The organism is Pseudomonas abietaniphila (genome assembly GCF_900100795.1).
GTDB classification, from domain to species: domain Bacteria; phylum Pseudomonadota; class Gammaproteobacteria; order Pseudomonadales; family Pseudomonadaceae; genus Aquipseudomonas; species Aquipseudomonas abietaniphila.
In genome coordinates this window covers 91001-104087 of sequence record NZ_FNCO01000009.1, presented here as the reverse complement: position 1 = coordinate 104087, position 13087 = coordinate 91001, and the positions used below count along the sequence as shown (strand labels likewise).

Here is a 13087-nt window from a genome sequence, read left to right as displayed (position 1 = left end):
TTAGGTGCCTGGCGATGCAGATGGCTTCTTTGATCTACATCAGGTTCAGAGCCCGGTGCACGTCCACACTTCACCCAAGGCGCAAAGCCCTGACAGGTTGTTCATCACTGATGAGTGGCCGCCGTTGTTCAGCCCAGAGAGATAACGAGTGAGGTCTGCATGGACGACTCTCCGTACCTTTTATTAATCGCCTCGTCGAAACCAGCGCGTACGCCTGCGTTCGAGCGAGCGGTTGCGTTAGCCAGGGCCAGCGGTGCCCGCTTGCGTATCGTGGCTCTGGACCACGTCAATCTGCTGGAGGTCATGGGGCTTTTCGAGCCTCGCGCATTGGCGAAACTGCGCGACGCGCACTTGCAGTCTTATCAGGGCTGGCTCGATTCGCAGGTCGAAGAAGAGCGCAGCAGGGGCCTTGATGTTTCTGTGCAGATGCTGTGGACGGGCCATGTGTTCGACGAAATACTGCACTGTGTCAGGGCTGAACGGCCCAGCATGCTGATCAAGGACGTTCACCATGAACCCTCGCTACAGCGGCTGTTTTCCACCCCTCTGGACTGGGAGTTGTTGCGCCACTGCCCGTGCCCGGTGCAACTGGTGACCCGTTCCACGCACCCGTTGCCGGTCAAGATGCTGGCAGCAGTCAATCTCTACCGCTCCAATGACGCCGACCTGCGCCTGAACGATCACCTGCTCAAGGTCTCGACCCGGCTGGCGGCCCAATGTCATGCCGTACTGCACGTGCTATATGTCTACGATTGGGCTGCGATTTATGCGTCGGGCGCGACCATGATGGGCGCCATGCCTGTGGAGTCCGGGTTTCAGGAAGCCTTAAGCGACGCACACGAAGAGTCGTTTTCGCTGTTATGCACGCAGCATGGGATCGCGGCGCGGCGTCGCCATTTCATGACCGGTACTCCACAGCCGACGCTCGAAGCGTTCGCCCGACAAAACGACTTTGATCTGCTGGTGATGGGGACGTTGCCGCGCCATGGTCTGGAAAGGGTCATGGGTGACACGGCAGAAGTGGTGCTGACGCACGCGCCTTGCAGCGTTCTGATCGTCAAGGCCGACACGTTGGAGATGGGCTGCTGATTCAGAGCGTTTTCGGTCCGCAGCCACAGCCGTTTATCAACGCATCCAGGCGTTTGAGGTCAAGGATCTCCACAGCGCGTCCGGAAATTCTGACAATGCTGTGGTCGCGCAGATTGGCGATGGCGCGACAGATCGTTTCAAGGCGTAATCCAAGGTAGGAACCGATGTCTTCCCGGGTCATGCGCAGCACGAAGGCGGTGGGGGAGTAGCCTCGGTTGGCCATTCGACCCGACAGGTTAAGCAGAAACGCGGCCATGCGCTCTTCCGCGTTGAGATTACCCATCAGCAGCAACATCTCATGATCACGAACGATCTCTCCGCTCAGAGCGCGGTTGAGGTTGTGCTGCAAAGAAGGCAGCTCGCGGGATAACCGTTCCAAGTGGGTGAAACGAATGGGGCACACTTCACTGTCTTCCAGCGCGATGGCGTCACACACGTGGCGATTGTTGCTGATCGCATTGCAGCCCAGCAATTCTCCCGACATCTGAAACCCGGTCAGTTGATCGCGCCCGTCGTGCGAGGAAATCGTCGTCTTGAAAAAGCCGTAGCGCACGGCGTAAAGCGATCGCAGCGCATCACCTGCGTGATAAAGCGCCTGGCCTTTCTTGACCTTCAGGGGCTGGGGAATGATGGCGGACAAACGATCGGTATCAATGACACTCATACCCATCGACAGGCACATCTCACGAACACCGCAATTGGCGCACTCAGCCTTGAGAAACAGATCGGGGACAGCGGCCAGATGGGCGCTCATGGGAATCTCCTTATTCAATTCAGCATAGGCGTGCCGGACCAGCACTGACAGCAGGCATTTGGAATGTGGATGAGCGGGGCGGTGGAAATAGACAAAGCCAGCGAATTAGCAGCTGTTCCACGCGAACGGATAGAGATTGTCGGACAACTGGCCGCATCTCCCGTTGTTCTCCGATCTCTGCACCGTCCTTGATGTAAATCAAGCGAGCTTCTGATCGGCCACCGAGAATCGAAAGCAATCGCCCACACCCCATGTGTGGAGCCTGTGGTTGCCGTTCTTGCTGATTGGAGGTGCGCCGTGTTCGAACCAGAGCGTCTGATGCTGATCGCTTCGCCGTTAATGAACAAAACACCCGCCTTTGATCGCGCAGCGGCGCTGGCTCACGCCAAGGACGCGGCGTTGCATATCGTCGCCTTTGATTACGTGGACGGCCTTGCCACTGCCGGCCTGGTCAACGAGAGGGCGCTGAGAGAAATGCGCGAGGGTTACCTGTTACGGCACCGTGAATGGCTAGAGGAACAAGCCCATTCGATACGAAATCAGGGCGTGCAGGTCACGACGGAGGTGGTTTGGGTCGCGCAACCGCTTGAAGAAATCATGGTGCACATCCGTGAAATCAATCCGTCGCTGGTCATCAAAGATCTTGAACAGGAATCCTGGTTGATGCGCATGCTCTTCACCTCTCTGGATCTGCGTTTACTGCATGATTGCCCGGCCCCGTTGCATCTTGTGTCGAAGGTGACCCATGCCCTGCCACGCAGGGTGTTGGCGGCGGTGGACACCTTCGGTCCCGATGATCAGTTCGCGGGGATCAATGAAGCGATCATCACCCATGCCGAGAAACTGGCCGCGCAATGCGATGCGCAGTTGCATCTGATCTACGCCTACGACCTGACCTCTGTTTTCGCTTCGCAGGACGCGGTGGGTTTCAGCTCGGACTTAGCACAGACCCTTTATGAAGCCGAGGAAGGCGCATTCAACACACTGGCCGCGCAGTTTGGTGTGCCCGATGAGTGCAAGCACTTGGTGATGGGCTATCCGGCCAAGGTGATTCGCGCGTTTGCCGAGACCGAAAGCATTGATGTCATCGTCATGGGAACGGTGCACCGTAATCGCTTGAGCGCCCTGTTGGGCAGTACTACGGAGCAGGTGGCCTATCACATGCCGAGCAGCTTGCTGGTCGTCAACCCTCGGAGCAGCGAGCACCGAGCATCGGAATGAATCGCTCAGGTGCAGGGTATGTCTGTGAATCCCGACACGCTCCAGCCAACGGCAACCTGTGCGTTGACTCACTTCCCCGGAGTAACCATGTACCGGTTTAACGCAACGCTCTCCAGCGCCGAACTTTCGAACGACTTGTCACCTATGGCCAGGGCAGACACGGGGCAGGCTGGCCCTTTGAGCTCGGAACTGCTGTCCTGTCTGCATCGATACTGGAGCGCGGCGAATTATCTGTGTGTCGGGCAGATTTACCTGCAGGCCAATGCCATGCTGCGTGAGCCTCTGCTGGCTGAGCACATAAAACCCAGGTTGCTGGGGCACTGGGGAACGTCCGTCGGGCAGAACTTTATTTACGTGCACCTGAACCGTTTGATCAGCCAGCGCAATGCCCAGGTCGTGTTTATTTCCGGGCCGGGCCACGGCGGTCCGACCATGAACGCTTGCGCCTGGCTGGAGGGGACATACAGTGAGGTTCACCCTGAGATCGGTCGCGATGAAGACGGGGTGCTGCGCTTTTTCCGCAGTTTCTCAACGCCTGGCGGGGTGCCGAGCCATTGTGGTCCGCACACGCCCAATTCAATGCACGAAGGCGGGGAGCTGGGGTATTCACTGTTGCATGCCTTCGGCGCGGTGTTCGATAACCCGGAATTGCTGGTGGCCTGTGTCATCGGTGATGGCGAGGCCGAGACCTGTCCGCTGGAGGGCAGCTGGAAGAGCATTCACTTTCTCAATCCACGTCGCGACGGTGCGGTGCTGCCGATCCTGCACCTCAATGGCTACAAGATTTCCGGGCCGACGGTGGAGGCACGATTGCCCGACGAAGACCTGATCGAACTCTACAGGGGCCGTGGTTATCAGCCTTTGATAGTGGCCGGCGATGACCTGCCCGGCATGCACCAGCGATTTGCCGCCGCACTGGACGCCTGTCACGACGAGATTCTGCGAATACAGGCCCAGGCCAGACACGAAACGGGGCCGGTTCGTGCCCGCTGGCCGATGATCATCCTGCGCAGCCCCAAAGGCTGGACGGGGCCCAAAGTGGTTGACGGGCTGCCGGTGGAAGGCACGTTTCGGGCCCATCAGGTGCCGTTGGCAAACGTCAAAACCAACGCCGAGCATCTTCAGCAACTGGAAGCCTGGATGCGCAGTTACGGGGTGGACTCGCTGTTCAGCGAGCGCGGCGAGTTGTTGCCGGATCTGCAAGCCCTGACTCCACCGGCCAATTTACGCATGGGCGCGGTTCCCTATGTGAATGGCGGCCGAATGCTGGTGGCGCTGGATCTTCCGAACTTCGCCGATTATGGGTTGGAGGTGCCGGCTCCCGGCGAGGTCATTGCCGAAGCGCCCCGCAAGCTGGGCGAGTACCTGCGTGACGTGATGCGCTACAACCCCCACGACTTCCGGGTGTTCGGCCCGGATGAAACCAACTCGAACCGCCTCAATGCGGTGTTCGAAGCCAGCAATCGCCTCGCACCGGGACCTTGTCTGTCCATCGACGATCACTTGTCCCCTGAAGGCCGGGTCATGGAGGTGCTCAGCGAGCACCTGTGCGAAGGCTGGCTGGAGGGTTACCTGCTCACCGGTCGACACGGCATGTGGTCCACGTATGAGGCGTTCGCCCAGGTGGTCGACTCAATGGTCACCCAGCACGCCAAATGGCTGCAGCAAAGCAAGGAGTTTGCGTGGCGCCGGCCATTGGCTTCACTGAATATCCTCATCACCAGTCATGCCTGGCGTAACGATCACAACGGTTTCAGCCACCAGTCCACCGGCTTTGTCGATAACGTCTTGCAGCGTCGCGCGGACGTGGTGCGCGTGTACTACCCGCCGGATTCCAACTGCCTGGTCAATGTCTTCGATCACTGTCTGCGCAGCCGCAACTACATCAACGTCGTGACCTGCGGCAAACAGCCGGAATTTCAGTGGCTGGATGTCGACGCCGCGCTCAAGCATTGCTCTCAGGGCGCATCGATCTGGTCGTTCGCGAGCAATGACCACGGCCAGAAAGCTGACGTGGTGCTGGCCTGCGCCGGCGATGTGCCGACCACAGAAGCCGTCGCCGCCAGTTGGCTGCTACAGAAACATGTGCCTGGCATTCGGGTGAGGCTGGTCAATGTCATCGATCTGGGCATCCTCAGTGCCCCGCAAGATCGCCCTCACGGCATGGATCATCTGTCCTTCGAAGCGCTGTTTACCCATGACGTGCCGGTGATGTTCGCCTTTCATGGATCGACATGGGTGATCCATTCCATGGTTCACGGGCGTGCCAACGAGGCGCGCTTTCACGTGCGAGGCTTCAGTGACCGAGGCACCACGACGACGCCGTTCGACATGGTGGTGCTCAACAACATGAGCCGCTACCAGTTGGCAATCGATGCATTGAGTCATGTACCGCGCCTGCAGAACCAGGCTCAGGAGGCCCTCCGGTTTTTCGAGAGCCAGCTGCTTCGTCATCACGTGTGGATTCGTGAGTATTTCGAAGACTTGCCGGAAATCCGCAACTGGCACTGGACCCCTGATTTCAGTGAGCCGCAGTCACCGCCACCGCTGGCAGAAGGTCATGTCAGGGATCAGGTCTTCACCGACGCCTGATGACGGTCAGGCTTCACTTCACGGTGAACGAGGAGAAAAGCATGAATGCGCGAGCACTGATCCATACGGCACGGGCGTTGGTCAAAGGTGAAAAAGGCTTGCTGGCCTTGGATGAGAGCACGCCCACCTGCAACCGGCGTTTTGCTGCGTTGGGTATCCCTCAGACGGAGGATGCCCGGCGTGCCTATCGAGAACTGATTGTGACCACCCCGACGCTGGGTGAGTACATCAACGGAGCGATTCTCTACGAAGAAACCCTCCGTCAGATGACGCACGAGGGCGTTCCGTTCACCAAGGTCCTGAGCGATGCGGGCGTTATGCCGGGCATCAAGGTGGACATGGGCACAACGGAGTTGGCGGGGCATCCCGGTGAGACCATCACCGAGGGCCTGGACGGTTTGCGCGGTCGACTGCAAGCGTACGTAAAACTGGGTGCGCGGTTTGCCAAGTGGCGGGCGGTCATCACGCCGGGAGCAAATATTCCCAGCCATGGCTGCATCCACTCCAACGCTCATGCGCTGGCCCGATACGCAGCGTTGTGTCAGGAGGTCGGGCTGGTCCCCATCATCGAGCCAGAAGTGTTGATGGACGGTGACCAGACGCTCCAGCAATGCGCCGCTGTCACGCAGGACGTTCTGCGGACCGTCTTTGAGCAGCTGCATACCCAGCGGGTGCTGCTGGAGGGGATGCTGCTCAAACCCAACATGGTACTGCCGGGGTTGGCCTGCACTGCACCGACCACGGTGGGCGAGGTCAGCGAAGCGACCGTCAGTTGTCTGCTGCGCACCGTACCCGCCGCCGTGCCGGGGATCGTTTTCTTGTCGGGAGGGCAGACGGCGGAGCTGGCTTCAGCCCGATTGAATGACATGAACGCAAGATTCAAACTGCAGCTGCCCTGGGCACTGGCGTTTTCATTTGCCCGGGCCATACAGCAACCGGCGATGGAGATCTGGAAGGGGAATCCGGGCAATACGGCGGCGGCCCAAAAGGCGTTGCTGCACCGGCTCAGGTGCAACCACGCGGCGTGCCGCGGTGAATACAACGCCGATCTGGAGTGGCTGACGGTATGAGCGCGACTGCACCCGCGCCTTTGCGCCTGTACCTGATCAGGCACGGCGAAACGCAATGGACGGCGTCTCGACTGCACACCAGTCACACGGATATCGCGCTGACGGCGAACGGCGAGGATCAGGCGCGCAAGCTGGCGCCTTACCTGCTCAATGTCGAGTTTTCTCATGTACTGACCAGCCCGCTCCAACGAGCGCGACAAACCTGCAGCCTGGCAGGGCAGGGAGCGCATGCGGTCATCGACCCGGACCTGACCGAGTGGGATTACGGCGATTACGAAGGGCAGCGTTCAGTGGACATTCTCAAGCAGCGAAAGGGCTGGAATCTGTTCCGCGATGGCTGTCCCAACGGTGAAACCACGGTCCAGATCACTGAGCGTGCTGATCGTCTCATCACCCGGCTACACACCCTCGATGGTCATGTTGCGCTCTTCTCCCATGGCCATTTTGCCACCGTCCTGGGTATGCGCTGGGTTGGCTTGCCGCTCATCGCAGCACAGCATTTTCCGTTGAGCACGGCGTCACTGAGCATTCTTACCTACGACAGCCATCACCCCGACGTCGCGGTCGTCGCGCTGTGGAACGCGTTATCGAGCCCATGATGTAGGCGCCTTGTCTCTCGCTCGCCTCATCCTCGCTCGCCCGTTCGCTTCAGACCCGGTCTGCTTACCCGTCAATTCAGCCCTGTGCACTAGGTACATTCCGAGCCTTACGGATGTTCAACCCGCTGGCTACTGTATCCGGACTGCCATTTCGGCACCCAGAGCATGTGATGATGAAAACGAATAGCGAACTCAATGTCGACCAGAAGGACGAGTTTGCTGGTGATTCGTCGAGCGGTCCCGCGCAACGCGATGTTGAAGTCCAGAGCGGTATTGTCCTGCTCAACGCGTATCTGGATGGCTTCTTCGATAACTGGAGTGCCGAACAGGCCGCCGAGAAAGTGGCAGGTGATTGACAGGTAATCCGTATCAATCCTCACCGAAAACCCATCAACGAAAGACCGACTGCCCACCGCGTCTCCCGTACTGGGTATCTCCCTGTACTAAGTCGTTGATCGCCGTCTGAAAAGGACACCCTCCATGTTGCTGAGTATGAAAGACCTCAAGGGTTACACCATCGGTGCCACCGATGGGGATATAGGCGAAGTGACAGACTTCTATTTCGATGATGACGCGTGGGTAATCCGGTATTTCATCGTCGACACAGGAAGCTGGCTTTCCCAGCGCAAGGTGTTGATCTCGCCGATTGCGATCCGGCAGCTGGATGGCGATGCGCGTCGCCTGTCCGTCGCGCTCACCCGGGAGCAGGTGAAAAACAGCCCCGATATCGATACCGACAAGCCCGTCTCTCGACAGCATGAAATCCAGTACTTTGGTTATTACGGCTATCCGTACTATTGGGGACGTTCGGGGATGTGGAATGCCGGGATTTATTCCGGGGGATTCGGCCTGCCCGGTGGGGAATCAGGCCAAATTCAGGCCCGCGCGGAAAGTGAAAGGGCCGAGCGGGTGATCCATGAGGACGATGACCTTCATTTGCGCAGCTGCGAGGCCATTATCGGCTATCACGTAAAAGCCACCGACGGTGGGGTGGGGCACGTCGACAGTCTGTTGATCAATGAAAAAACCTGGGCGATTCAATACCTGGTGATCAATACCAGCAACTGGTGGCTCGGCCACAAGGTCCTGATTGCTCCCGAATGGATCGATGGGGTGCACTGGCACGATAAGACCGTCGCCGTGGACCTTGATTCTGAGTCGATCAAGACCTCGCCTACCTATGAATCCTCGCAGGTGTTGAACCGGGAGCGAGAGGAAAGTCTGTATAGCCACTACGGTCGTAGCGGCTATTGGGTGACTGAGACGGTCATCATTGATGTAGAGCGCTGAACCTGCCAATTCTCGGGAAGGCCTCACTACTTGAGCCAGACTGCGGTTTTCTGATCCAGATCAATTCCGCCCATGCGTGGCGGATCAGACTGTCGTCACTTGATTCGTCTTGATCGGGACCACGATCAAACGGATCTCAAGCCATCACCGGAGCGCTGCATGAACGATCAATCGCCGGCTTTGCTCCTGGTCCTCAATGCGGGTTCCTCCAGCATCAAGTTCTCGTTATACGACGCAGCCGAAAATGGGGTGGGCCTCAAATGCGTTGGCAATGGCACCTTTGAGGTGCGCGAGGACACCGAGCGCTTGATCTTCTATCACAGCGGCCACGCTGCGCAAAAACGCGAGGAGTGGCCGCGAAACGATTCTTCACCGGACAGCGGCACGCTGTTCAATCTGATGGACTGGGTCGAACGTCACATGGGTGGCGATATTAGTGCTGCTGCGCACCGTATCGTTCACGGTGGCAACCGCCGCGAAGTGGCGATGCGGGTCGATTACTCGCTGATGGAAGAAATGGAAGCGCTTATTCCGGTTGCGCCATTGCATCAACCGATATGCCTGGCGCCGATCAGGTACTTGACGCGCGAACATCCCGACATGCCCCAGTTCGCCTGTTTCGATACGGCGTTTCACCACAGCCTCGACCCTCTGGAGACCCGTTTCGGGCTGCCACTGGCGCTGACCGAACAAGGCCTTCGCCGCTATGGTTTTCACGGATTGTCCTACGAATACATCGCCAGCGTGCTCCCTGAATACGATCAGCGTGCAGCCACTGGGCGGACGATCGTCGCTCATTTGGGTAACGGCGCAAGCCTGTGCGCCATGCATGACCGGGTCAGCCGCAGCACGACAATGGGCTTCAGCACGCTGGACGGCGTGCTGATGGGGACGCGTCCTGGACGTCTTGACCCGGGCCTTTTGCTGTACCTGCTGCGCGAACGCGGCATGACCGCGCAGGCGTTGGAATACATGCTCTATCACGAGTGTGGATTGCTGGGCGTGTCCGGTGGAGTCGCCAGCGACATGCGCGCACTGTCCGCCAGTCAGGCGCCCGAGGCCCAAGACGCCGTCGCATTGTTCGTGCGCAGCGTGGTCCGCGAAATAGGCAGCCTGACCGCTGTCCTGGGCGGCGTGGACGCGCTGGTCTTCACCGGCGGCATCGGCGAGCACTCGGCGGGCGTGCGCAACGCCATCCTTGATGGCTGCGCCTGGCTCGGGCTGGAGCACGACGGGGCTGATCCGACTGAACGGGCGGGACGGCTGTCGTCGGTGGGCAGCGGTGTCTCGGCATGGGTGATCCCCACGGATGAAAACGCAGTCATCGCGCGGCATGCCTTGGGATTACTGCAGGGCGGTACTTGACGCCCGCGTTCGCTCAACACTGCGAGCGGGGCGCACATTTCGCCAACTCCCCACCTGTCGATAGGGAAGGGTGATACATGACCAGATTAAAAACAGACAGCATTGTCGTTGGACGGAATGAGTCTCTAACCTGTGCAGAATCCGGCGTTGCTGACATAAATGCGGATGAGCGAAGTCAGTCACTCCCTTGGAACGATGCATCGTTGATTGGCATTGCCGAACTGGTCTGCGGATTAGGTACTGATCTGAACCGAGGTCTCAGTTCTGAGGAAGCATTTGCCCGGCTTCGGGCCGACGGCCCTAATGAGTTGCGGGCTGTCCTTCCTGTCGCAGCCTGGCGTCGTGCATTGGCACAGTTGCACAGCCCGTTGATTTACTTGCTAGTTGCCGCTGCGGCTATCGCGCTCGCTGCTTGGTGGTTTGAGGGGCAGGGGCATGATGGCGTTGCAGCTTGGCCACTGGATGCCATCGTGATCGTCTGCGTGATTTTGCTGAATGCGTCAATTGGGTGGCTGCAGGATGCCAAGGCGACCCAAGCAGTCGCAGCTCTTGCGAAGATGACGATTGCAACATCGACGGTTCTGCGCGATGGCGCGCTGACTCGGGTCTCTAACACAGAATTGGTAAAGGGAGATCTTCTCGTCCTGGCCGAAGGTGATGCCGTGGGAGCCGATGCTCGCGTGGCGCAATCCTCTGCTCTTATGGTGCTGGAAGCCTCGTTGACGGGTGAAAGCGAAGCGGTGCTCAAAGATGCGGCGTTGTTGCAAGGTGCCGTTGCACTGGGCGACCGCCTGAACATGGTGTTCAAAGGCACAGCGGTTGCGCAGGGCACAGGGCGTGCGATTGTAACTGCCACCGGCATGCAGACAGAGGTCGGCGCGATCGCCACGCTGTTGGAGTGCACCCAAGACGCTCCCACACCCCTGCAGATTGAAATAGCCTATCTGGGCAAGGTGCTCGGCGTCAGTGTTTTGCTCATCAGTTGCGTAGTGGTGGCCATCGCACTTTTAATTTCCGAGACCTATAGCGTCGCATCGGTCATGAAAGTGCTTCTGATGGGCGTGTCTTTAGCAGTAGCGGCAGTACCTGAGGGGTTGCCTGCGATCCTTTCGGTGGTGCTTGCCATGGGCGTGCGGCGCATGGCACTGCGTCACGCTATCGTCAAACAATTAGCATCCGTGGAGACACTCGGGTCGGCTTCAGTCATCGCCACTGACAAGACAGGCACACTGACTCGCGGCGAAATGACGTTACAGCGAGTGATGACGGCCTCGGGGCGCAGCGACATCACCGGAGTGGGCTATGCCCCTGATGGGCGTGCAGAGCGTGGAGGTATACCGCTGACAGCGGGTATCTTGCGCGACGAACTGGAAGCGGTGCTCGACGCAGGGAGCCTGGCAGGCAACGCTCAGTTGCGCAGGGATGATGCCGGTGTGTGGGCCATTCAGGGGGATCCTACCGATGCCGCATTTTTGGTGGCCCAATACAAGCTGAAAGCAGGTGCGGGGACAACAGGCATCGACCGATTGGAGCGTATAGGAGAAATACCCTTCACCTCACATCGAAAAATGATGTCCGTGCTTGTCGCAGACCGGAGCAACGACGCCGCACACCTGCTGTTCACAAAAGGCGCGCCTGACGTGCTTTTGGCTCATTGTTCCCACGTTCGCAGGGGACGAGCCACAGTGCCATTGGATAAAACCTTGCGTAGCCAGCTTGTCTCGGACGTGGAGACAATGGCCGGTGATGCGCTACGGACCCTCGCTGTCTCCTACCGCAAGCTATCGCCTGGCGCACAAGTCCCGGCTGATAGGGTGCAGGCAGCGGCACTTGAACAAAACCTGGAGTACATCGGCGCGGTTGGCATCATCGATCCTCCTCGCATAGAGGCGGCGCAGGCGATAGCTCAAGCCAGCCACGCCGGTATTCGAGTGATCATGATTACCGGTGACCATCCTCGCACTGCCCTTCGCGTTGCCGTCGATCTCGGAATCGTTGCGATCGACGCTCCCGTGTTGACCGGCATCGAAATCGACGCGCTTGAGGATGCCGACTTCGCTGTTGCAGCGCTGACAACCTCGGTATTCGCTCGGGTGGCGCCGAGTCATAAGCTGCGTATCGTAAGAGCGCTGCAAAATGCGGGCAATGTCGTCGCCATGACCGGCGACGGGGTCAACGATGCACCTGCATTGAAGGCTGCTGATATTGGCGTAGCAATGGGCGTTACGGGCACCGAGGTGACGAAGGAAGCCGCACGCATGATCCTCACTGACGATAACTTCGCCACCATCGTAATGGCGGTCCGCGAAGGTCGTGGTGTGCTGGATAACATTTGCAAGTTCCTGCGCTACTTGCTGTCCTCCAATCTTGCCGAAGTGCTAACGGTATTTATAGGGTTGGTAGCGGCGGGGATCATCGGGCTCAAGGACGCGGCAAGCGCCTCAGACAGCACGGTGGTCCTCCCGCTGCTAGCGACGCAAATTTTATGGATAAATCTGGTCACTGATTCCGGTCCCGCGCTGGCCTTGGGTGTCGATCCTATCGACGAAGAAGTCATGGCGCGGACTCCTCGAGCGCGAACACAGCGCATCATTGATGCCGGTATGTTACGCAGCGTAATCGAGACTGGGGTTGTGATGGCATTGCTGACGCTAGCGACACTGGATCTTTTCCTCCCAGGCGGTTTGATAGAGCCGATAGACCTGTTAGCCAGCCAGAACCCCTTCAGCCTGGAAGTTGCGCGAACCGCGGCCTTCACGGTGTTGGTGTTTACCCAACTGTTCAACTGTTTTAACGCTCGATCAGAAACGAAGTCGGCATTGCGCGGAGCTTTTTCGAACCGTTGGCTGCTCGTTGCCGTGCTGGTCTCGTTACTTCTTCAGATCGTTGTAGTGAATGACACCTCCCTCAACCTCGCGTTCGGCACCGTGCCGATGTCCATCGCACAGTGGTCTACCTGTGTCGTCATCGCCAGCGGGGTTTTATGGTTCAGTGAAGCACGCAAGTTTGTTCGCAGATTACACACCTCCTTTACAGGGCTGACTCCGAAGCCATGAGCGCGGATTCGTCCATGTCCTGCCGATTCATGCCTGTGATTCGCGCGGTGC

10 protein-coding genes are annotated in these 13087 nt (G+C 58.8%); 9 read left to right on the top strand and 1 reads right to left on the bottom strand.

Going from position 1 to position 13087, the window contains the following annotated elements:
- Positions 1–159: 159 nt before the first annotated feature.
- On the top strand, positions 160–1089 hold the full coding sequence (locus BLS87_RS18175; protein ID WP_074754149.1) for a universal stress protein: 930 nt from the start codon (positions 160–162) through the stop codon (positions 1087–1089).
- Between the two features lies 1 nt (position 1090).
- Here the strand turns inward: BLS87_RS18175 and BLS87_RS18170 are convergent, their stop codons facing one another.
- Positions 1091–1843 carry a helix-turn-helix domain-containing protein gene (locus tag BLS87_RS18170; protein ID WP_074754147.1) on the bottom strand — a complete coding sequence of 251 codons (753 nt, stop codon included), beginning with the start codon at positions 1841–1843 and terminating at the stop codon, positions 1091–1093.
- 318 nt (positions 1844–2161) lie between these two features.
- Between BLS87_RS18170 and BLS87_RS18165 the strand changes: the two genes are divergently transcribed.
- The 8 genes from BLS87_RS18165 (at position 2162) to BLS87_RS34950 (ending at position 13036) form a co-directional block, all read left to right on the top strand.
- Positions 2162–3064: a universal stress protein gene (locus BLS87_RS18165; protein WP_074754471.1), complete on the top strand. Its 903-nt coding sequence runs from the start codon at positions 2162–2164 to the stop codon at positions 3062–3064.
- A gap of 87 nt (positions 3065–3151) precedes the next feature.
- Complete coding sequence (locus tag BLS87_RS18160; protein ID WP_074754145.1) at positions 3152–5656, top strand: phosphoketolase family protein; 2505 nt, start codon at positions 3152–3154, stop codon at positions 5654–5656.
- A gap of 41 nt (positions 5657–5697) precedes the next feature.
- Positions 5698–6726 carry a class I fructose-bisphosphate aldolase gene (locus tag BLS87_RS18155; RefSeq protein ID WP_074754143.1) on the top strand — a complete coding sequence of 343 codons (1029 nt, stop codon included), beginning with the start codon at positions 5698–5700 and terminating at the stop codon, positions 6724–6726.
- Positions 6723–7325, top strand: a complete 603-nt coding sequence (locus tag BLS87_RS18150; protein ID WP_074754141.1) for a histidine phosphatase family protein — start codon at positions 6723–6725, stop codon at positions 7323–7325. Before BLS87_RS18155 ends, BLS87_RS18150 begins: the two co-directional genes overlap by 4 nt.
- Positions 7326–7495: 170 nt before the next feature.
- Positions 7496–7681: a hypothetical protein gene (locus BLS87_RS18145; protein WP_074754139.1), complete on the top strand. Its 186-nt coding sequence runs from the start codon at positions 7496–7498 to the stop codon at positions 7679–7681.
- 124 nt (positions 7682–7805) lie between these two features.
- Entirely contained in the window at positions 7806–8615 is an 810-nt protein-coding gene (locus BLS87_RS18140) for a PRC-barrel domain-containing protein (RefSeq protein WP_074754137.1), read from the top strand.
- Positions 8616–8774: 159 nt separating this feature from the next.
- Positions 8775–9980 (top strand): acetate/propionate family kinase, encoded by a 1206-nt coding sequence (locus BLS87_RS18135; protein ID WP_074754135.1) that lies wholly within the window; start codon positions 8775–8777, stop codon positions 9978–9980.
- Between the two features lie 77 nt (positions 9981–10057).
- Entirely contained in the window at positions 10058–13036 is a 2979-nt protein-coding gene (locus BLS87_RS34950; RefSeq protein WP_083370707.1) for a cation-translocating P-type ATPase, read from the top strand.
- The last annotated feature ends 51 nt before the right edge of the window (positions 13037–13087 follow it).